This window comes from Streptococcus cristatus, from assembly GCF_003943815.1.
Taxonomy (GTDB): domain Bacteria; phylum Bacillota; class Bacilli; order Lactobacillales; family Streptococcaceae; genus Streptococcus; species Streptococcus cristatus_F.
On the sequence record NZ_RJNA01000003.1, the window covers coordinates 154,031 to 173,562 of the forward strand.

At 43.3% G+C, this 19,532-nt stretch carries 14 protein-coding genes and 2 pseudogenes; all 16 read left to right on the forward strand.

The window, feature by feature from the left end; all coding sequences use genetic code 11:
- The first annotated feature begins 8 nt into the window (after positions 1-8).
- Positions 9-665: a response regulator transcription factor gene (locus D8872_RS03065; protein WP_125372927.1), complete on the forward strand. Its 657-nt coding sequence runs from the start codon at positions 9-11 to the stop codon at positions 663-665.
- Positions 662-2,038, forward strand: coding sequence for a sensor histidine kinase (locus D8872_RS03070; RefSeq protein ID WP_125389901.1), 1,377 nt, complete (start codon positions 662-664; stop codon positions 2,036-2,038). The genes D8872_RS03065 and D8872_RS03070 overlap by 4 nt, the downstream gene beginning before the upstream one ends.
- 347 nt (positions 2,039-2,385) lie before the next feature.
- Positions 2,386-2,586: a F0F1 ATP synthase subunit C gene (locus tag D8872_RS03080; RefSeq protein WP_125389902.1), complete on the forward strand. Its 201-nt coding sequence runs from the start codon at positions 2,386-2,388 to the stop codon at positions 2,584-2,586.
- Between the two features lie 33 nt (positions 2,587-2,619).
- A complete protein-coding gene (gene atpB / locus D8872_RS03085; RefSeq protein WP_045496788.1) occupies positions 2,620-3,333 on the forward strand; it encodes a F0F1 ATP synthase subunit A in 714 nt (237 codons plus the stop codon).
- A gap of 22 nt (positions 3,334-3,355) precedes the next feature.
- Positions 3,356-3,850: a F0F1 ATP synthase subunit B gene (gene atpF / locus D8872_RS03090; protein ID WP_005589735.1), complete on the forward strand. Its 495-nt coding sequence runs from the start codon at positions 3,356-3,358 to the stop codon at positions 3,848-3,850.
- On the forward strand, positions 3,850-4,386 hold the full coding sequence (locus D8872_RS03095; protein WP_125389903.1) for a F0F1 ATP synthase subunit delta: 537 nt from the start codon (positions 3,850-3,852) through the stop codon (positions 4,384-4,386). Before atpF ends, D8872_RS03095 begins: the two co-directional genes overlap by 1 nt.
- A gap of 15 nt (positions 4,387-4,401) precedes the next feature.
- Positions 4,402-5,907: a F0F1 ATP synthase subunit alpha gene (gene atpA, locus D8872_RS03100; RefSeq protein ID WP_125389904.1), complete on the forward strand. Its 1,506-nt coding sequence runs from the start codon at positions 4,402-4,404 to the stop codon at positions 5,905-5,907.
- 15 nt (positions 5,908-5,922) lie between these two features.
- Positions 5,923-6,801 (forward strand): F0F1 ATP synthase subunit gamma, encoded by an 879-nt coding sequence (locus D8872_RS03105; RefSeq protein ID WP_125372930.1) that lies wholly within the window; start codon positions 5,923-5,925, stop codon positions 6,799-6,801.
- A gap of 37 nt (positions 6,802-6,838) precedes the next feature.
- Positions 6,839-8,245: a F0F1 ATP synthase subunit beta gene (gene atpD, locus D8872_RS03110; RefSeq protein ID WP_005589740.1), complete on the forward strand. Its 1,407-nt coding sequence runs from the start codon at positions 6,839-6,841 to the stop codon at positions 8,243-8,245.
- Between the two features lie 7 nt (positions 8,246-8,252).
- A complete protein-coding gene (locus tag D8872_RS03115) occupies positions 8,253-8,675 on the forward strand; it encodes a F0F1 ATP synthase subunit epsilon (protein WP_005589741.1) in 423 nt (140 codons plus the stop codon).
- 86 nt (positions 8,676-8,761) lie between these two features.
- Positions 8,762-8,992, forward strand: coding sequence for a DUF1146 family protein (locus tag D8872_RS03120; protein WP_125389905.1), 231 nt, complete (start codon positions 8,762-8,764; stop codon positions 8,990-8,992).
- A gap of 68 nt (positions 8,993-9,060) precedes the next feature.
- Positions 9,061-10,341 carry a UDP-N-acetylglucosamine 1-carboxyvinyltransferase gene (gene murA / locus D8872_RS03125; protein ID WP_045496800.1) on the forward strand — a complete coding sequence of 427 codons (1,281 nt, stop codon included), beginning with the start codon at positions 9,061-9,063 and terminating at the stop codon, positions 10,339-10,341.
- Positions 10,334-10,522: a DNA-directed RNA polymerase subunit beta gene (locus tag D8872_RS03130; RefSeq protein ID WP_125389906.1), complete on the forward strand. Its 189-nt coding sequence runs from the start codon at positions 10,334-10,336 to the stop codon at positions 10,520-10,522. The genes murA and D8872_RS03130 overlap by 8 nt, the downstream gene beginning before the upstream one ends.
- A gap of 73 nt (positions 10,523-10,595) precedes the next feature.
- Entirely contained in the window at positions 10,596-11,444 is an 849-nt protein-coding gene (locus D8872_RS03135) for a DNA/RNA non-specific endonuclease (RefSeq protein ID WP_125389907.1), read from the forward strand.
- A gap of 249 nt (positions 11,445-11,693) precedes the next feature.
- Positions 11,694-14,018: pseudogene (locus tag D8872_RS11100) on the forward strand (sialidase domain-containing protein); the annotation flags it as partial.
- A 480-nt stretch (positions 14,019-14,498) separates the two neighbouring features.
- Positions 14,499-19,532: pseudogene (locus tag D8872_RS11105) on the forward strand (SpGH101 family endo-alpha-N-acetylgalactosaminidase); the annotation flags it as partial.

Below are 19,532 nucleotides of genomic sequence, written 5' to 3' on the forward strand. Positions count from 1 at the left end.
AAGCATATATGCACAAGATTTTAGTAGTGGAAGACGATACTACGATCAATCAAGTCATTTGTGAGTTTTTAAAAGAAAGTAACTATGCAGTTACACCAGTCTTTGATGGAGGCGAGGCTTTGCTTCAATTTGAAGCAGAGTCTTTTGACTTAGTTATTTTAGACATGATGTTGCCAACCATGAGTGGACTGGATGTCCTCAAGGAAATTCGCAAGACTTCTCAGATTCCGGTCATGATCCTGACAGCACTAGATGATGAGTACACTCAGCTAGTCAGCTTTAACCATCTCATCAGCGACTATGTGACCAAGCCTTTCTCACCACTGATCTTAGTCAAACGTATTGAGAATATTCTGCGACGAAATACGGTTGCTTCAGAGATTACTGTCGGTGAACTGACAGTCTCTGTCGATGATTGTACAGTTTATTGGCAGGAAGAAAAGATGCCTCTGACCAAGAAAGAGTACGAAATCTTGCAGGCTCTAGCCAAGAGAAAGGATCACTTAGTGACCCGCGATCAGCTCATGAATACCATCTGGGGTTACAGCGAGCTGGACAGCCGGGTGCTGGATAATCATATCAAGAATATTCGTAAGAAGATTCCAGGTATTCCTCTGAAAACCATCACAGGTATGGGCTATCAGCTTGGAGGAGAAGACACGTGAAGATTGTCAAAAAGAACTTCCTCTTGACGACTTTCATCATCTTTGTCGTTGTGACGATCGTTCTATCCACTCTCTATTTCGCCATGCCGGTTTATTACCAGCAGGTCAAGGGGGGAGAAGCCCAGCGTGAGTTTGCTCAGGTAGCCAAGCAGGTCAAGGGAAAGTCCAGCCAAGAAATCAGTGAGCTTTTGAGTAATTATAGCAAAAAAAACAATCAGATCTGGTTCACCTTGCTGGCAAAAGACAATACAATTCTTTACCCAGCACTCGAAACGAATGGAGAAAGCTCTCTCCAGCTGACCATTGTTCCGACCATTGCCAATAGCAATTATGAGAGTAAGACCCTGTCAGAAAGTTTTCGGACATCAGATGGCAAAGAAGTAGTCCTGCGTGGGGAATATTCTCTGCAGCCCGTTTCGGACGCCAGTCGGATCTTGCTCAATCTCTATCCCTTTGTATTATTCTTGTCGCTGAGTCTGGGTGGGCTTGCCGCCTATCTCTATAGTCGGACCTCCAGTCAGCGGATTAAGGATATCTCTTCTAGCACTCGACAAATGACGAGTCTGCTTCCAGACGTTTCCTGTCAGGTGAAAGGTCATGACGAGATTGCTGATTTGGCTCAGGATATCAATCACTTATATGCTAACCTCTTAACCAGTATGGAAGCTCTGCGATTAGAAAATGAGAAAGTCGCAGAAAGCGAGCGCGAAAAGGCAGAATTTCTCCGAATGACCTCCCACGAACTCAAGACCCCCATCACCAGCATGATGGGAATGATTGACGGGATGATTTATGGAGTGGGTGATTTTAAAGATCGGGACAAATACCTACAGAAGTGCCGCGAAATATTGGAAGAACAATCAGGCTTAGTTCAGTCTATCCTAGCCATTTCAAAGCTAGAAATGACCATGGAGACAGAGCGAGAAATCTTCTCTCTCAAAGAGCTGCTTGAAGCAAATATCAGTACATACAAGGTTCTAGCGGACCTCAAGCATTATCAATTTAATGTCCAACTTACAGAAACAAAAGTCCGAGGAAATAAGACCTATTTACTTAAAGCTATTAAAAATCTGATTGATAATGCCTTCCATTATACAGTAGACGGTGGAGAAATCTTGGTTCGTTTAGAAGATGGGGTATTAATTGTAGAAAATGAAGCTGAGCGAGTGTTGGATGAGTCACAGATTCAGCAGATTTTCCAGCCATTTTATCGACCGGACTACAGTCGCAATCGTAAGGATGGCGGTACAGGACTGGGACTCTTTATCGTGCAGCAAATTTTGGAAAAGCACCATCTCACTTATCGCTTTGAAGCAGTTGAGAATAGGTGGATGCGCTTCACGATTTTTTTACCTCAAATGGAACAGATATGAGGCTGGGACAAAAGTCCTAGCCTCTCAATTGTTTGGATTGTCGAGCAAGACGCAGTGGTTGAGTGGGCTCTACTAGGCTGATTTCATCAGCTTTTACAGCCCTACTCAACTGTGCGGAGGTGGGACGACGAGATCGAATTCTAACGAATTACTGATTTCTGTCCCACTCTCATTTTTGCTTGGATTTTTATAGGATAAATGTTTGAAAAGCACTTTTATTCAAGTTTTGTTTTAAATTTAAAAGAAAAGTGCAAAAAACGCTTACAATATCACAAAATAATTGACTATTACCTTTATTAGGAGTAAACTAATGNGGTACATTTAAAAAAATAAAAGGAGAATTCATCATGAATTTAACATTTCTAGGACTTTGTATTGCCTGCTTTGGCGTCTCATTATCTGAAGGTTTGATTATGAGCAATCTGTTTAAAGCAGCTTCACGTCAGCCAGAAATGGTTGATCAATTAAGAAGCTTGCTCATCATGGGTGTCGCTTTTGTTGAAGGTACTTTCTTCGTTACTTTGGTTATGTCTTTCATTATCAAATAGTTTTTTCTATTTTAGAAAAGGGGGTGTCAAACCTTGGAAGAGAGTCTTAATCCGACTATTCAGCTAGGCCCAATATCCTTTGATTTGACCCTGCTTGCTATGTCACTTGTGACCGTCTTGATGGTCTTTGGCTTTATCTACTGGGGCAGTAGAAAAATGTCCATCCGACCAAAAGGAAAGCAAAACTTACTTGAGTACGTCTATGATTTTGTCATTGGCTTTACTAAAGAAAATATTGGGGAACACTACATCAAAGATTATTCTTTGTTTATGTTTGCCTTGTTTCTTTTTATTGCAGTTGCCAATAATATCGGTTTGATGGCTAAAATTCAAACCACCAATGGCTACAATCTCTGGACCTCACCGACGGCAAATTTGGGCTATGACCTAGCCTTGTCCTTTATTATTACATTGATTAGTCATGTGGAAGGAATCCGTCGTCGTGGTTTTAAAGATTACTTAAAAGCTTTTGCAACACCTGGATTTATGACTCCAATGAATATCTTGGAAGAATTCACCAATTTTGCCTCCTTAGCTCTGCGGATTTTCGGAAATATCTTTGCAGGGGAAGTTTTGGCTGGCTTGTTGCTTACCTTGTCACAACAAGCATTTTATTGGTATCCAGCTGCTTTCCTAGGTAGTATGTTATGGACAGCCTTCTCGATATTTATTTCATGTATCCAGGCCTATGTCTTTACCATGCTGTCTTCGATGTATATCGGTAAGAAAATAAACGGTGAAGAATAGTAAGTAGAAAGGAAGAAAAGGAATGCACGTAACTATCGGTGCCATTATTGGTGACTTTATTCTCATCGCTGGTTCCTTCCTTTTATTAATTTTTTTAGTAAAGAAGTTTGCCTGGGGCAATATTACCAGTATCTTAGAAGAACGTTCTAAAAAGATTACGGATGATATTGACGGGGCTGAGTCAGCCCGTAAAAAGGCTGAGGAACTTGCGCAAAAACGTGAGAATGAATTAGCAGGAAGTCGTCAGGAAGCAACGACGATTATTGAACATGCTAAGGAAACAGCTGAAAAAAATAAGGCTGGAATTTTAGCGGATGCAGCTGAAGAAGCTGGACGTTTGAAAGCAAAAGCCAATCAGGAAATTGCTCAAAGCAAGGCAGAAGCCTTGAATAGCATTAAAGACGATGTGGCTGACCTAACAGTAAGTCTTGCAAGTAAGATCTTGAGCCAGCAGCTTGATACAAAAGCACACAGTGAGCTCATTGATCGTTATATTGATAAATTAGGAGATGCTTAATGGACAAAAAGCACTATGCGGTAATTGAAAAATATACCTTGCCTTTTGTTCAATTAGTATTTGAAAAAGGTCAGCAACAAGATGTTTTTGAAAAACTAAGCCAAATTAGGGCCGTGTTTGAGGAAACAAATCTTGCTGACTTTTTATCACATATTGGCGTTGATGAGGGAGAAAAGGAGAAGGCTCTTCGACTTTTTCAAAACTCAGATTCACAGCTGATTGATAACTTTATCGAAGTCGTTATTCTCAATCATCGAGCAGATTTGTTCTACGATATGTTGGTAGAAATTCAGCATCAGATTGAGAAACAAAGCAATGAATTTGAAGTGACGGTTAAATCTGTTCAAGCATTGACAGACAGTCAAAAAGAAAGATTGAAACCAATGATTGAGCAAAAAATGGGCCTCAAGGTTCGCTCGCTCAAGCAGGAATTGGATGCCAGCCTGATTGGTGGCTTCGTCATTTCAGCCAATAATAAGACAATTGATGCAAGTATAAAACGTCAATTACAACTCGTAAAAGAAAATTTGAAATAGAAAGTGGTGTGAATTTTGGCGATTAACGCACAAGAAATCAGCGCTTTAATTAAGCAACAAATTGAAAATTTCCAGCCAAATTTTGACGTCACAGAAACTGGGGTCGTCACTTACATTGGTGATGGAATCGCTCGTGCCCACGGTCTTGATAATGCCATGAGTGGCGAGCTCTTGATTTTTGAAAATGGTTCTTATGGTATGGCTCAAAATTTGGAGTCAACCGATGTCGGAATCATTATCTTGGGTGATTTTACAGATATTCGTGAGGGCGATACGATTCGCCGCACGGGTAAAATCATGGAAGTTCCTGTCGGAGATGCTTTGATTGGTCGTGTCGTAGATCCACTTGGTCGTCCTGTTGACGGCTTAGGTGAGCTTGCTACAACTAAAACACGCCCTGTAGAAGCACCAGCTCCAGGAGTTATGCAACGGAAGTCTGTATCAGAACCATTGCAAACAGGTTTGAAAGCTATTGATGCCCTTGTACCAATTGGTCGTGGTCAGCGGGAATTGATTATCGGTGACCGTCAGACTGGTAAAACTAGTATTGCCATCGATGCGATCCTCAACCAAAAAGGGCAGGATATGATCTGTATCTATGTTGCCATTGGTCAAAAGGAATCTACTGTCCGTACACAAGTGGAAACTCTCCGTCAGTATGGAGCCTTGGATTATACTATCGTGGTAACAGCGTCAGCCTCTCAGCCTTCTCCATTGCTTTTCTTGGCTCCTTATGCCGGTGTAGCAATGGCTGAAGAATTTATGTACAATGGCAAGCACGTCCTCATCGTTTATGATGACTTGTCAAAACAAGCGGTAGCTTATCGTGAACTTTCTCTCTTGCTTCGCCGTCCGCCAGGTCGTGAAGCCTTCCCAGGGGATGTCTTCTACCTTCACAGCCGTCTGCTTGAACGTTCAGCTAAAGTTTCTGATGAGCTTGGTGGTGGATCAATCACTGCATTGCCATTCATCGAAACGCAGGCAGGAGATATCTCAGCTTATATTGCAACCAACGTAATTTCAATTACGGATGGTCAGATTTTCCTCAGCGATAGCCTCTTTAATGCAGGTATTCGCCCAGCCATTGATGCCGGTTCTTCTGTATCTCGGGTAGGTGGATCTGCACAAATCAAGGCTATGAAGAAGGTTGCAGGAACTCTGCGTATTGACCTTGCTTCATATCGTGAGCTGGAAGCCTTTACCAAATTTGGTAGTGACCTCGATGCAGCAACTCAGGCTAAGTTGAACCGTGGACGCCGTACAGTAGAAGTATTGAAACAGCCAGTTCATGAGCCACTGCCAGTTGAAAAGCAAGTTGTGATCCTCTATGCGTTGACTCACGGCTTCCTTGATGCAGTACCAGTAGATGAGATTCTTCGATTTGAAGCAGAGATTTTTGCTTACTTTGACGCTCATCATGAAGACATTTATGAAACCATTCGCCAGACAAAAGATTTGCCGAGCGAAGAAGTGCTGGACGCCGCTATTACTGAATTTATTAATCAGTCTAACTTCAAATAAGAATAGAGGTGTCAGATGGCAGTTTCATTAAATGATATCAAAAATAAAATTGCATCCACAAAAAACACCAGTCAAATCACAAACGCGATGCAGATGGTTTCTGCATCTAAGTTGGGAAAATCCGAAGAAGCAGCAAAGAACTTTCAAGTCTATGCTTCTAAGGTTCGGAAACTCTTGACAGACCTTTTACATGGTCATGAGGCAGAAAATGTTAGCCATCATCCACTGCTCAAGAGCAGACCGGTTCAGAAAACGGCTTATATCGTCATTACATCTGATCGTGGTTTGGTCGGTGGCTACAACGCAACCATCCTCAAATCAATGATGGAATTGATTTCTGAATACCACGAAAAGGATGACTATGTCATTATTTCGATCGGTGGAATGGGAGCTGATTTCTTCCGAGCACGGGGCATTCAGCCAATCTATGAATTGCGCGGCTTAGCCAATCATCCGAGTTTTGATGAAGTTCGGAAAATCATTTCCAAGACCATTGAAATGTATCAGAATGAGCTTTTTGATGAACTTTATGTGTGTTATAACCACCATGTCAACAGTCTGACCAGTCAGATGCGGGTAGAGCAGATGTTGCCAATCGTTGACTTGGATCCTAGTGAAGCGGATGAGAACTATATCCTTAATCTAGAACTAGAATCCAGTCGAAATGCGATTTTGGATCAGCTTTTGCCTCAGTTTGCTGAAAGTATGATTTACGGGGCTATTATTGACGCAAAAACTGCTGAAAATGCTGCTGGTATGACAGCCATGCAGACAGCAACGGATAACGCAAAAAAAGTTATCAATGATTTGACCATTCAGTATAACCGTGCTAGACAAGCAGCTATCACGCAGGAAATTACTGAAATTGTGGCGGGTGCAAGTGCACTGGAATAGTGTCACAGAAAATAAATAGTATAAAGAGGAGAAAAGAATGAGCTCAGGCAAAATTACTCAGGTTATCGGACCAGTTGTAGACGTAGCGTTTGCAGCTGGTGACAAGCTACCTGAGATCAATAATGCACTTGTAGTCTATAAAAATGACGAAAAAAAATCAAAAATCGTCCTTGAAGTAGCTCTTGAGCTTGGTGATGGAGTGGTTCGGACCATCGCTATGGAATCAACGGATGGGTTGACTCGTGGCATGGAAGTGCTAGATACTGGCCGTCCAATTTCTGTACCAGTCGGCAAAGAAACACTTGGTCGCGTCTTTAACGTTTTGGGAGATACCATTGACTTGGATGCTCCTTTTGCGGATGATGCAGAGCGCCAGCCAATCCATAAGAAAGCTCCAACCTTTGATGAGTTATCTACTTCATCAGAAATCTTAGAGACAGGTATCAAGGTTATCGACCTTTTAGCCCCTTATCTTAAAGGTGGTAAAGTGGGACTCTTCGGTGGTGCCGGAGTTGGTAAGACCGTCCTGATTCAGGAATTGATCCACAACATTGCCCAAGAGCATGGTGGTATTTCCGTGTTTACCGGTGTTGGGGAACGTACCCGTGAAGGGAATGATCTTTATTGGGAAATGAAGGAGTCTGGCGTTATCGAGAAAACAGCCATGGTCTTCGGTCAGATGAATGAGCCACCAGGAGCGCGTATGCGGGTTGCTTTAACTGGTTTGACGATTGCAGAATACTTCCGTGATGTGGAAGGTCAAGATGTCTTGCTCTTCATTGACAACATCTTCCGTTTCACACAGGCAGGTTCTGAAGTTTCTGCCCTTTTGGGTCGGATGCCATCAGCCGTTGGTTACCAACCAACACTTGCGACAGAAATGGGGCAATTGCAAGAGCGTATTACATCGACTAAGAAGGGTTCTGTAACCTCTATCCAGGCCATCTACGTGCCAGCCGATGACTATACTGACCCAGCTCCAGCAACGGCTTTCGCCCACTTGGACTCTACAACCAACTTGGAACGTAAATTGGTTCAATTGGGGATTTATCCAGCCGTGGATCCACTTGCTTCAAGCTCTCGAGCTCTTTCTCCTGAGATTGTTGGTGAAGAGCACTATGCAGTAGCTGCCGAAGTGAAACGCGTATTGCAACGTTATCATGAATTGCAGGATATCATTGCCATCCTAGGTATGGATGAGTTGTCAGATGAAGAAAAGACTTTGGTTGCGCGTGCGCGTCGGATTCAATTCTTCCTGTCTCAAAACTTCAACGTTGCGGAGCAATTTACTGGTCAGCCAGGATCTTATGTGCCTGTAGCTGAGACGGTTCGTGGCTTTAAAGAAATCCTCGAAGGCAAGTATGATAAGTTACCAGAGGATGCCTTCCGTGGTGTCGGTTCTATTGAGGATGTCATCGCTAAAGCTGAAAAAATGGGATTCTAAGAGGTGAATGATGGCTCAAATGACAGTACAAATCGTTACACCGGATGGTCTGATTTATGACCACCGTGCTGCATTTGTTTCCGTAAAAACGATTGACGGAGAAATGGGGATTTTGCCTCGCCATATCAATACAATTGCTGTTTTGGAAGTGGATCAAGTCAAGGTACGCAGAATCGATGATGACAAGCATATTGACTGGATTGCGGTCAACGGTGGTATCATAGAAATCGCTGATAATGTGATTACCATTATCGCGGACTCAGCTGAGCGTGAGCGTGATATTGATATCAGCCGTGCCGAGCGAGCTAAGCTGCGTGCTGAGAAAGAGATCGAAGAAGCCCAAGACAAGCATTTGATTGACCAAGAGCGACGCGCTAAAATTGCCCTCCAGCGTGCCATCAACCGTATTAACGTTGGAACAAGAATGTAATAAAAAAGAATGGAATTTCCATTCTTTTTTGCTGTCTCATACTCCTTTCCGCTAGAAATAGCTCTTCTTATGATATAATAAAATCTATGATAGAATTAATGTTTCGATTATGCAGTCACCTGCTCTTTATTTTTGTGTCTTTTCATCTTTTGTCTACAGTGGTCTGTTGGGAAAGATTTCTAAAAGTAAATGCCGATAATGCCATCAAAATTCGTTTTTTGATTTTGTTGCTGAGTATTGCCTTGGGCTACATGGCTAGCCTATTTTTTGTCGGTATTTATGATATGAGTCGGGCAATCTTTAATGGAACTTTATAAGGTCAGAATCTTGATTTTATGGTATGATAGTAAGGATGAATTTTTAAGATTTGGAGTAACTAGTTAGTATGGAAAAAATTATTATTCAGGGTGGAAATAACCGTCTGGTTGGCAGAGTTAAGATTGAAGGAGCTAAAAATGCGGTGTTGCCACTGTTAGCAGCAACTGTTTTAGCCAGTGAGGGAAAAACAACTCTTAAAAATGTGCCAGTCCTTTCGGATGTTTTTACCATGAACAATGTTGTTCGTGGCTTGAATACGCAGGTAGACTTTGATCAAGATGAAAATACTGTAGTTGTAGATGCGACTAAACCATTGACCGAAGAGGCTCCTTATAAGTATGTCAGCAAGATGCGGGCTTCGATTGTTGTATTGGGACCCATTCTTGCTCGAAATGGGCATGCTAAAGTGTCCATGCCGGGCGGCTGTACGATTGGTAGCCGACCTATCGATCTTCATTTGAAGGGCTTGGAGGCAATGGGTGCTCAGATTACGCAGACCGCAGGATATATCGAAGCTAAGGCAGACCGCTTGATGGGGGCGCATATTTACATGGACTTCCCAAGTGTTGGTGCGACACAGAATATTATGATGGCGGCAACTTTAGCTCAAGGTACCACTGTTATTGAAAATGCTGCTCGAGAACCTGAAATTGTCGACTTGGCCTTACTATTAAATAAAATGGGCGCTAAAGTCAGAGGGGCAGGAACGGAGAATATAACAATCATCGGTGTTGAAAAACTTCATGGAGCTGAGCACAATGTCGTGCAAGACCGTATCGAAGCTGGAACCTTTATGGTTGCTGCTGCCATGACAGGCGGTGACTTGCTGATTGAAGATGCGATTTGGGAGCACAACCGTCCGCTTTTATCAAAAATGCAAGAAATGGGTGTGGAAGTGACCGAAGAAGACGAAGGGATCCGTGTTCGCTCGGATGTTTCAAAGTTAAAAGCTGTTTCTGTCAAGACCTTGCCCTATCCAGGTTTCCCAACCGATATGCAGGCTCAGTTTACTGCCTTGATGGCGATAGCCCAAGGAGAGTCTGTCATGGTTGAGACGGTCTTCGAAAATCGCTTCCAGCACTTAGAAGAGATGCGACGGATGGGACTTCACTCCGACATTATGCGAGATACCGCACGGATTTGGGGTGGTAGTAGCCTGCAAGGAGCAGAAGTGATGTCGACAGATCTCCGAGCTAGTGCGACCTTGATTTTGATGGGCTTGATTGCCGAAGGGGAGACAAAAGTCAGCAAGTTAGTTCATTTGGACCGTGGCTATTATAAATTTCACGAAAAGCTGGCAGCTCTTGGTGCTAACATCAAACGCGTAAAGGAAGAAGATGATGAGTGAAAATTGGAAATATTTGGCTAGACAACTAGGCATCATTGCCTTGGTGCTGGTAGTCGCTTTTATCATTTTTTGTCTTGGTCTGGTCATCGGATATGGTGTGATTGGAAATGCAGATAATCCTTGGTCTATCTTATCACCAGATACTTGGAAAGATCTTATTTCTAAGTTTACTGGTCAGTGATCTGCCGAGAGTGTTCGTTAATTTACCGACTGTGCAGAATCTTTGCACAGTCCTTTTAAATGGATAGGAAAATATGCCAAAAAGAAAGAAATTACAAAAAAAGAGCACTAAATCTACTCAGACTGTAGCTGGGCTTCTGGTTGCTCTGACTTTATCGCTGGGAGCTTATTTTTTTGGAAATGGCAATCAATCACCAGCGGTAAATACACCTGCAGTTGTCAGTCAAAATAAGGATACCAGCACACCAGATCAAGCGCTGGCTGAGAGTGTTCTCACGGACTCAGTGCGTTCACAACTTGGTGGAAAAATCGAGTGGAATGGGGCTGGAGCCTTCATCATCAATGAAAATCAAACAAACTTAGACGCCAAAGTTTCGAGTGTCCCTTATGCGGATAATAAAACGAAGATGGTTCAGGGGCAGATGGTTCCAACAGTTGCCAATGCCTTGCTTGCCAAATCGACCCGCCAGTATAAATCACGAGAAGAAACGGGAAATGGTTCTACTTCTTGGGTTCCTGCCGGTTGGCACCAAGTCAAACATCTATCAGGTGAATACAACCATGCAGTAGATCGCGGGCATCTCTTGGCTTACTCTCTCATCGGTGGCTTAAAGGGCTTTGATGCTTCCACTAGCAATCCAGCCAATATCGCAGTCCAAACAGCCTGGGCCAATCAGGCCAATAAAGACAACTCGACGGGACAGAATTACTATGAAACTCAAGTTCGTCGTGCTTTGGATCAGAATAAGCGAGTCCGTTATCGTGTCACTTTGATCTATGCTTCAGAAAATGATCTGGTGCCATCTGGCTCGCATTTAGAAGCCAAGTCCAGCGATGGAAGTTTGGAATTCAATGTCTTTGTTCCCAATGTCCAGTCAGGAATTGTCCTTGATTATCGCACTGGCAAAGTGAGCCTTAGATAAATGTGGTTTAAATAATATGATTCATTTGAAGTCAGCAGCTAGTATTGATTGTAGATTTCAAATGGATTTTTCTATCTTTCTTCTAAGAATAATCTACATTTCTACTGTAAAATAATTTGACACTTCTTAAAATATTTGATATATTAAAAAAGAGTATATTAACATAAAATAAGAAAGGGATAGAAGGGGTTTATAACAGCCTAAAAATTTTAAGGTTTATTGTAAACGCTTACTATTGGTGGTTGTCAAATGGATAGAGATTTATTTGATAAAAGATGTAAGTTTGGGATTCGCAAGCTAACTTTAGGTGTTTGCTCTGTTATAATCGGAGCAATCTTGTTTGGGGTCAATCAAGTATCGGCTGACAGTCTAGCAGATACAACAACTAGCCCAGCAGGAGTAGTTGCGGTATCTCAACCAAGTGTGGCACCTCCTGCTACTGAAGTTACGGGAGAGACAACATCTTCTGAGGTAAATGGGAAAGTAGAAAACGAGGATAAGCCTGCAGCAGCAACTGCTACTGCACCAGTATCTACAGAAAATGTAGCTACACCCGTATCTCCATCAACAGATACAGGTACCACTTTAGAAAAACCTTCTGATGCAACTGCTGAGACAGAAGAAACGGTTGAAAGAGACTATTATTCCCGTTCTTTAAAGAATGTCAAGCCTGTCTTGGAAAAAGAAGATATTACGATTAACAAAACAGATCACGCCAAAGAGGATCTATCCAGCGAGCTAGATAAAGTAAAAAAATTAAAGAATGCAACGGTTCATTTGGAGTTTAAGCCAGATACAAACTCACCAAAGTTTTATAGTGTATTCTCTGCTTCTAGCTCCTCGCATGTCAACGAATACTTTACTCTTGCGGTTAACAATGGAACAGCAGTTGTCGAAGGTCGTGATCGTAATGGGCAGCAATTCTATGAAAATTATAACAATGCCCCTCTGAAAGTCAATGCTGGTCAGTGGAACTCCATCACCTATACAGTAGAAAGACTAAAACCAGATTCGCCAGAGGGTCGCGTGCGCCTCTATGTCAATGGGGTTCTATCAAGAACCAGCTATCAGTCAGGGAAATTCCTGAGTGACATGCCGGATTTGACCAACATGCAGCTGGGTGCTACAGTGCGTGGTAAGCAAAACCATTGGCCAGGAACGTTTGCCGTTCGAAATCTAACTATTTATGACCGCGCTCTGTCGCCAGAGGAAGTAGCTCAGCGTAGCCAGATTTTCAAGAGGAAAGAACTTGAAGGACAGCTAGCTCCTGGTGCCTCCCTGAGTGAAAAGGCAGATGTATTTGAGAGTGGAGCTGGCGGTCAGGCTAATAGTCAAGGAATTAAAAGCTATCGAATCCCAGCTTTGTTAAAGACTCAGAAAGGCACCTTGATTGCAGCTGCGGATCAGCGCCGCTTGCATGCGTCAGACTGGGGGGATATCGGCACAGTTATTCGCCGTAGTACAGATGGCGGCCAGACTTGGGGGCCAGAAAAGACGATTGTCAATTTGCGCAACAATCCCAAAGCAACGGATCCGAATCAGGGCTCTCCTGTAACGATTGATGTGGCTATGGTTCAGGATAAAGACGGAACCATTCATGCCATCTATGATATGTTTACAGAAGGGCGGGCTGTTTTTGACCTGCCTGCTAAAAACGAAGAAGCCTATACAACGGTTGATGGTAAGATTTATCAGATTCTTTATCACGAAAATGGTCAAAAATATACAATTCGTGAAAATGGAACAGTCTATGATGCAAACGGTGTAGCGACAACCTATCGTGTAGTGGTCAATCCACAGGAAAAAGACTATCGAGATAAAGGTGACCTTTATGACGGAGATCGCCTGATTGATAATATTTATTTCACGACTAAGAAAGATTCGCCTTTCCGTGTCGCTCGGACTAGCTATCTATGGACATCAGTGAGTAAGGATGATGGACTGACTTGGTCTGCTCCGCGTGATATCACTCCTATGGTCAAGGAAAACTGGATGAAGTTCTACGGGGTCGGCCCTGGTACAGGCATTCGTCTTCATACAGGCCTGCACAAGGGACGTTTAGTTATTCCGACTTATTCGACTAACGAATCTTCCCATTTACATGGTTCTCAGTCTTCTCGGGTTATCTATTCAGATGATAATGGACAAACTTGGCATTCTGGAGCAGCAGTTAATGATGGTCGCAGAGTGAATAATACAGAGATTCAATCCAGCACCATGAATCATCCTTCGGCTCAAAACACTGAAGCAACCATCGTGCAGTTAGCAAATGGTCAGCTGAAAATGTTCATGCGTGGATTGACGCGAGACCTGCAAGTTGCAACCAGTGAAGATGGAGGTGCTACTTGGCTTCCTGAAGTGAAACGCTACAAAGATGTGCCTGATGTCTATGTACAAATGTCAGCGATTAGCACAGTCAAAGATGGACAAGAATATGTGATTTTGGCGAATGCAAGCGGGCCTGGCAGAAATAATGGTCATGTTCGAGTTGCCAGAGTAGATCAGGCTGGCAATCTGACTTGGATTGCTCATCGGGAAATCAATAAAGGAAAATTTGCCTACAACTCTCTGCAACAAATCAATGATCAAGAGTTTGGCTTGCTCTATGAAGGAGCGGAAGGTAATAAAAATGACTATACTCTCTCCTTCAAGAAGTTTAACTGGGATTTCTTACTGAAAAACAGTGTTTATCCTACAGAGGCTAAGGTAGTCAGCGCGAAACACACAGAAGAAGGACTCGTTGCCCTGCGTTTTGATCACGAAGTAATTGTCAATGAAGCGCCAGTATTTGAGCTAGAAAACGGCAAGGAAGCTACCTTTGTTACTCAGGCAGACAGTAAGACACTCCTGTTTTACGCAGATGATGATTCGGCTGGTCAGAAGATTACTAAGCTGAAATCAGGCAGCATCGAAAGTATCCATAATTTGGCTGTTTCTGTAATCGGAACGAGACTTCCAGCCGCAGGTTCGGCTCCAGAAGCAGTTACACCTTATATTGCACCGACACCAACAGTTCCAGATCCTGATTTAGTTGCAAGATTTGCAGCTAAGAAGACAGCTGAGTGGACTCCTGTCGGAACAACAGAGCAGCATGGAACAGTCACTACGGTTGAGAAGAACGGTGTACGCTATAACCAGCTCTCCTCAAAATCTACTCATGATAACAACCAAAACCCAGCTCTCTTCCAGAAAGAAGGCTTGCAGGTAGATCAAGAAGGAAATGCTAGCGTCAACTTAACTTTTGTAGAAAATTCTGAAACAAACCATGGTCGCTTTGGCGTCTTTATGAAATTTAAAGATACATCAAACAATGTCTTTGTCGGTTATGACAAAGAAGGCTGGTTCTGGGAATATAAAACACCAGGCAGTGGCAATAGTGCTTGGTATCGTCAAACTCGTGTACCAGCACCGAAAAAAGGTTCAACCAATAACTTGGTGGTAACTCTGAAAGCAGATGGTCAGCTCAATGCGACCAATAATGGCGAGCAACTCTTTAATACAGTGACTTTGCCAGCTGCAGTCAAGGAAAATCTCAAGAATGAGCGCAAGATTTTGGTCAAGGCCGGTACTTATCAGGGCACTGAACTGACTTCTGTTTTTATAAAGACAGATAACCAAGAAGGCATGACCCCAACTCAGCCGACAGGAGAAAAGGAAACAGGTCCTGCTGTAGATGACTCTAAAGTCACTTATGATAAGATTCACTCAGCAACGATGGAAGTTCTGATTGATAAGGCCTTCCCGCGTGTCAAGAGCTACACAGTCAACAAGCACACACTGACAGGTCAAGTCAAACAGCTGGATCAAGTCACTATTAACTCACATGCTATCAAGCCGAAAGTGACTTACCGTAAGGTTGATGAGCAGACAGCCGAGTATGATTTGGTCTTGAAAGATCCAGAGCATTTGATTGATGCAGAAATGACCGTTCGCTTGAAAGTAGTGGACAACCAGTTGCACTTTGATGTGACAAGAATCGTCAACCACAATCAAGTCGAGGCTGGTAAGCCAGTCGATGATGTTAGAAAATTAATTTCTTCTATCAACTTTACAGATAATGCTTTAGTATCTGTATCTAGCGAGCAGGCAGGTGCTAAGTTTGATGGAGCGACCATGTCCAACAATACCCATGTCAGCGGAGATGACCATATCAATGTGACCAATCCGATGTCGGATTTGCGCAAGGGCTACATGTACGGATTTGTCTCAACAGACAAGCTGGCGGCTGGTGTATGGAGTAACTCTCAAAACAGCTTTGGCGGTGGATCAAACGATTTTACACGCTTGACTGCTTACAAGCAAACAGTGGGTAACGCTAACTATGTCGCAATCAAGAGCTCACCATGGCAATGGCAAAAGGAACATAAAGGAATTGTTTACCCAGATTATACTTTGGAATTGCCAAGTGCTAAGGTGGTCGTGACCGAAGACGCCAATAGGGATAACCAAGTAGACTGGCAGGATGCTGCTGTAGCTTATCGTCAAATCATGAATAACCCACAGGGCTGGGAAAAGGTCAAAGACATTACCGCTTATCGGATTGCCATGAACTTTGGCTCTCAAGCACAAAATCCATTCCTGATGACTCTGGATGGTATTAAGAAAATCAATCTTCATACCGATGGACTTGGCCAAGGTATCCTCTTGAAGGGATATGGAAATGAAGGGCATGACTCAGGTCACTTGAACTATGCAGATATTGGTAAACGAATCGGTGGAGTTGAAGATTTCAAAACTCTGATCGCCAAGGCTAAGGAATATGGTGCTCACATCGGTATCCACGTCAACGCATCAGAAACCTATCCAGAATCCAAATATTTCAAAGAGGAAATCCTACGCAAGAATCCTGACGGTAGCTATAGCTATGGCTGGAACTGGCTGGACCAAGGTATCAATATTGATGCTGCCTATGACCTCGCTCATGGTCGATTCAAACGCTGGCAAGATTTGAAAGAAAAACTTGGCGAAGGATTAGACTTTATCTATGTTGATGTCTGGGGTAATGGTCAGTCAGGTGATAATGGTGCTTGGGCAACTCATGTCTTGGCAAAAGAAATCAACCAACAGGGCTGGCGCTTTGCGATTGAGTGGGGCCATGGAGGTGAGTACGACTCTACCTTCCAGCACTGGGCAGCTGACTTGACCTATGGTGGCTATACCAACAAGGGGATTAACAGTAGCATTATCCGCTTTATCCGCAACCACCAAAAAGATTCTTGGATTGGTGACTATCCGTCCTATGGCGGCGCAGCCAACTATCCGCTGCTTGGTGGTTACAGCATGAAGGATTTTGAGGGCTGGCAAGGACGGAGTGACTACAATGGCTACGTGACCAACCTCTTTGCTCATGATGTCATGACCAAGTATTTCCAACACTTCACTGTCACAACATGGAAGAATGGTAATCCGGTTACCATGAATGATAATGGCGGTAGCTACAAGTGGACACCAGAAATGGAAATCGGTCTGACAGACAGGGACAACAATCAAGTTACTATTCGCCGTAAATCAAACGATGTGGCAAATCCAGGCTACCGTGAAAGAACAGTTACGCTTAATGGTCGCGTGATTCAAGACGGATCAGCTTATCTAGTACCATGGAATTGGGATGCCAACGGTAATAAGCTGGAAAAAGCTCAAGAAAAGATGTATTATTACAATACAAAAGTAGGCCAGACAACTTGGACCCTGCCGAGTGATTGGAATGATAAGGTTTACCTCTATAAGCTGACCGACCAAGGTAAGGTTGAAGAGCAAGAGCTGACAGTGACGAATAATCAGCTGACGTTGGATCTTTTGGCAAATCAGCCATACGTTCTCTATCGTACAAGACAGGTCAACAAGGAAATGTCTTGGAGCGAAGGAATGCATATCTATGATCAAGGCTTCAACAGTGGCAAGCTGGATCATTGGACAATTACAGGCGACAAGTCTAAGGCTGAGATTGTCAAGTCACAGGGTGCCAATGATATGCTCCGTATTCAAAACAATACAAGTACTGTGACTCTGACTCAGAAATTAACGGGTCTCAAGCCAAATACTAAGTATGCTGCTTATGTCGGAGTGGATAATAGAAGTGATGCTAAGGCAAGTATCACAGTCCAATCAGGTGGTAAGACAATCACCAACTATACTAATAAATCTATTGCTCAAAACTATGTTAAGGCATATGCTCACAATACAAATCGTAGCAATGCGACAGTGGACAACACCAGCTATTTCCAAAATATGTATGTTTACTTCACGACAGGTGATGATGTGTCCAATGTGACTCTGACCCTGAGCCGTGAAGCAGGTGAAAAAGCGACTTACTTTGATGAAATTCGAGTCTTTGAGAATAATTCTACAATGTATGCCGGCGGTCATGATAACCAAAAAGGTGTCTTCAAACAGAACTTTGAAAATGTCGGTCAAGGGATCTTCCCATTTGTTATCGGTGGTATCGAAGGTGTTGAGGACAATCGGACTCACTTATCAGAAAAGAACGCACCATATACACAACGTGGCTGGAATGGTAAGAAGATTGATGATGTTATCGAGGGCGACTGGTCACTCAAGACCAATGGTTTAGTTAGCCGTCAACGCATGGTTTACCAAACTATTCCGCAAAACTTCCGCTTTGAAGCAGGTAAGACTTATCGAGTAACCTTTGACTACGAAGCGGGCTCTGATGGCACTTACGCCTTTGTCAGCGGCAATGGTGAAGTAACTTGGAAGCAAGCAGGTAACCAATGGACTAGTGATTTGGGCAATGCACAAGTGCATGAGCTACCAAACACTTGGAAAGGCTCTCAAAAAGCCAAAAGAGCGACCTTCCTCGTTACTGGAGCGCCAGATGGCAATACTTGGATTGGTATCTATTCTACTGCTAGAGGTGGCAATACAAATGGCGATGCAGGCGGAGATGCAAACTTCCGTGGCTACAATGACTTTGTAATGGATCGTCTACAAATTGAAGAAGTCGAGCTGACAGGTAAGATGCTGATTGACGAAGCAGTGAATAACTATCTGCCACTAGTTGCCAGAACGAATTACACTACTGAGTCTATGAATGCGTTGAAAGATGCGGTTTATAATCTGATTCAGCAGGATGATGACATCTCAGTTGATGCTGCTAGACAGGCAATCGCTGCAGTGGATCACCTCAAGGCTGCCTTGGTAGAGAAGAAGACTTCCCTCAAAGCAGCAGACTTTGAATCTCTGGAAGCACCTGCACAGCCAGGAGAAGAGTTAGCTAAAGCCTTTGATGGTAACCGCTCTAGCCTGTGGCATACACCGTGGTCTGGTGGTGGTGCTAATAAACCGGCTACTATGGTCTTGAGAGAACCAACAGATTTGACAGGTTTGACTTATGTACCACGTTCTTCAGGATCAAATGGTAATCTCAAAAATGTAACTCTGGTGGTAACGGATGAATCAGGTCAAGAACACCGTTTCTCAGCCAATAATTGGCCAAATAATGCAGCAACTAAAACTATTGACTTTGGTCGGGTTATCAAGGCTAAGAAGATTGTCTTGACAGGTACTCAGACTTATGGCGATAGCGAAAATGAATACCAATCAGCGGCGGAACTAGTCTTTAATCTACCAACAACAAGCGAGGCTGCTCTGGACACAAGTGCTTATGATAAGGCTCTTGCGCGTGCTAAGATGTTGACAAGTCAGGCTAATCGTGAAGCAGTAGAAGAGTTCTTGCAGGTGGCTGCTTACGTGACAAATAACCACTTGTTAACTCCGACTCGCTTGGCAGAATTTACAACTTATCTCAATAGTTTAGAAGATACACCAGCTACACCGCCAGTCCACAAGACGACTCCAGACGAAGGCGTTAAGAATCTTGTTGTCGAACAGCCACGCTTGGATGTGGTAACTGAAGCTCTACCGTTCAACACCGTTGAGCGCGAAAATCCACAATTGCCTAAGGGCACACGAAAAGTTGTCCAAGAAGGCAAGAACGGCGAAAAGACTACGCTTGTGGAAGTAACAATCGAAAATGGCCAAGAAACTGGTCGTGTGACTCGCGATAGCTTCGTTTCTAAAGATCCAATCGATCAGATTGTGGAAGTTGGCAAGCCAGTTGAGCAAATC

Coding starts and splice junctions, on each gene's coding strand:
- D8872_RS03065 (WP_125372927.1), top strand. CDS start 9: ATGCACAAGATTTTAGTAGTGGAAGACGATACTACGATCAATCAAGTC.
- D8872_RS03080 (WP_125389902.1), top strand. CDS start 2,386: ATGAATTTAACATTTCTAGGACTTTGTATTGCCTGCTTTGGCGTCTCA.
- atpF (WP_005589735.1), top strand. CDS start 3,356: ATGCACGTAACTATCGGTGCCATTATTGGTGACTTTATTCTCATCGCT.
- D8872_RS03095 (WP_125389903.1), top strand. CDS start 3,850: ATGGACAAAAAGCACTATGCGGTAATTGAAAAATATACCTTGCCTTTT.
- D8872_RS03105 (WP_125372930.1), top strand. CDS start 5,923: ATGGCAGTTTCATTAAATGATATCAAAAATAAAATTGCATCCACAAAA.
- atpD (WP_005589740.1), top strand. CDS start 6,839: ATGAGCTCAGGCAAAATTACTCAGGTTATCGGACCAGTTGTAGACGTA.
- D8872_RS03115 (WP_005589741.1), top strand. CDS start 8,253: ATGATGGCTCAAATGACAGTACAAATCGTTACACCGGATGGTCTGATT.
- D8872_RS03120 (WP_125389905.1), top strand. CDS start 8,762: ATGATAGAATTAATGTTTCGATTATGCAGTCACCTGCTCTTTATTTTT.
- murA (WP_045496800.1), top strand. CDS start 9,061: ATGGAAAAAATTATTATTCAGGGTGGAAATAACCGTCTGGTTGGCAGA.
- D8872_RS03130 (WP_125389906.1), top strand. CDS start 10,334: ATGAGTGAAAATTGGAAATATTTGGCTAGACAACTAGGCATCATTGCC.
- D8872_RS03135 (WP_125389907.1), top strand. CDS start 10,596: ATGCCAAAAAGAAAGAAATTACAAAAAAAGAGCACTAAATCTACTCAG.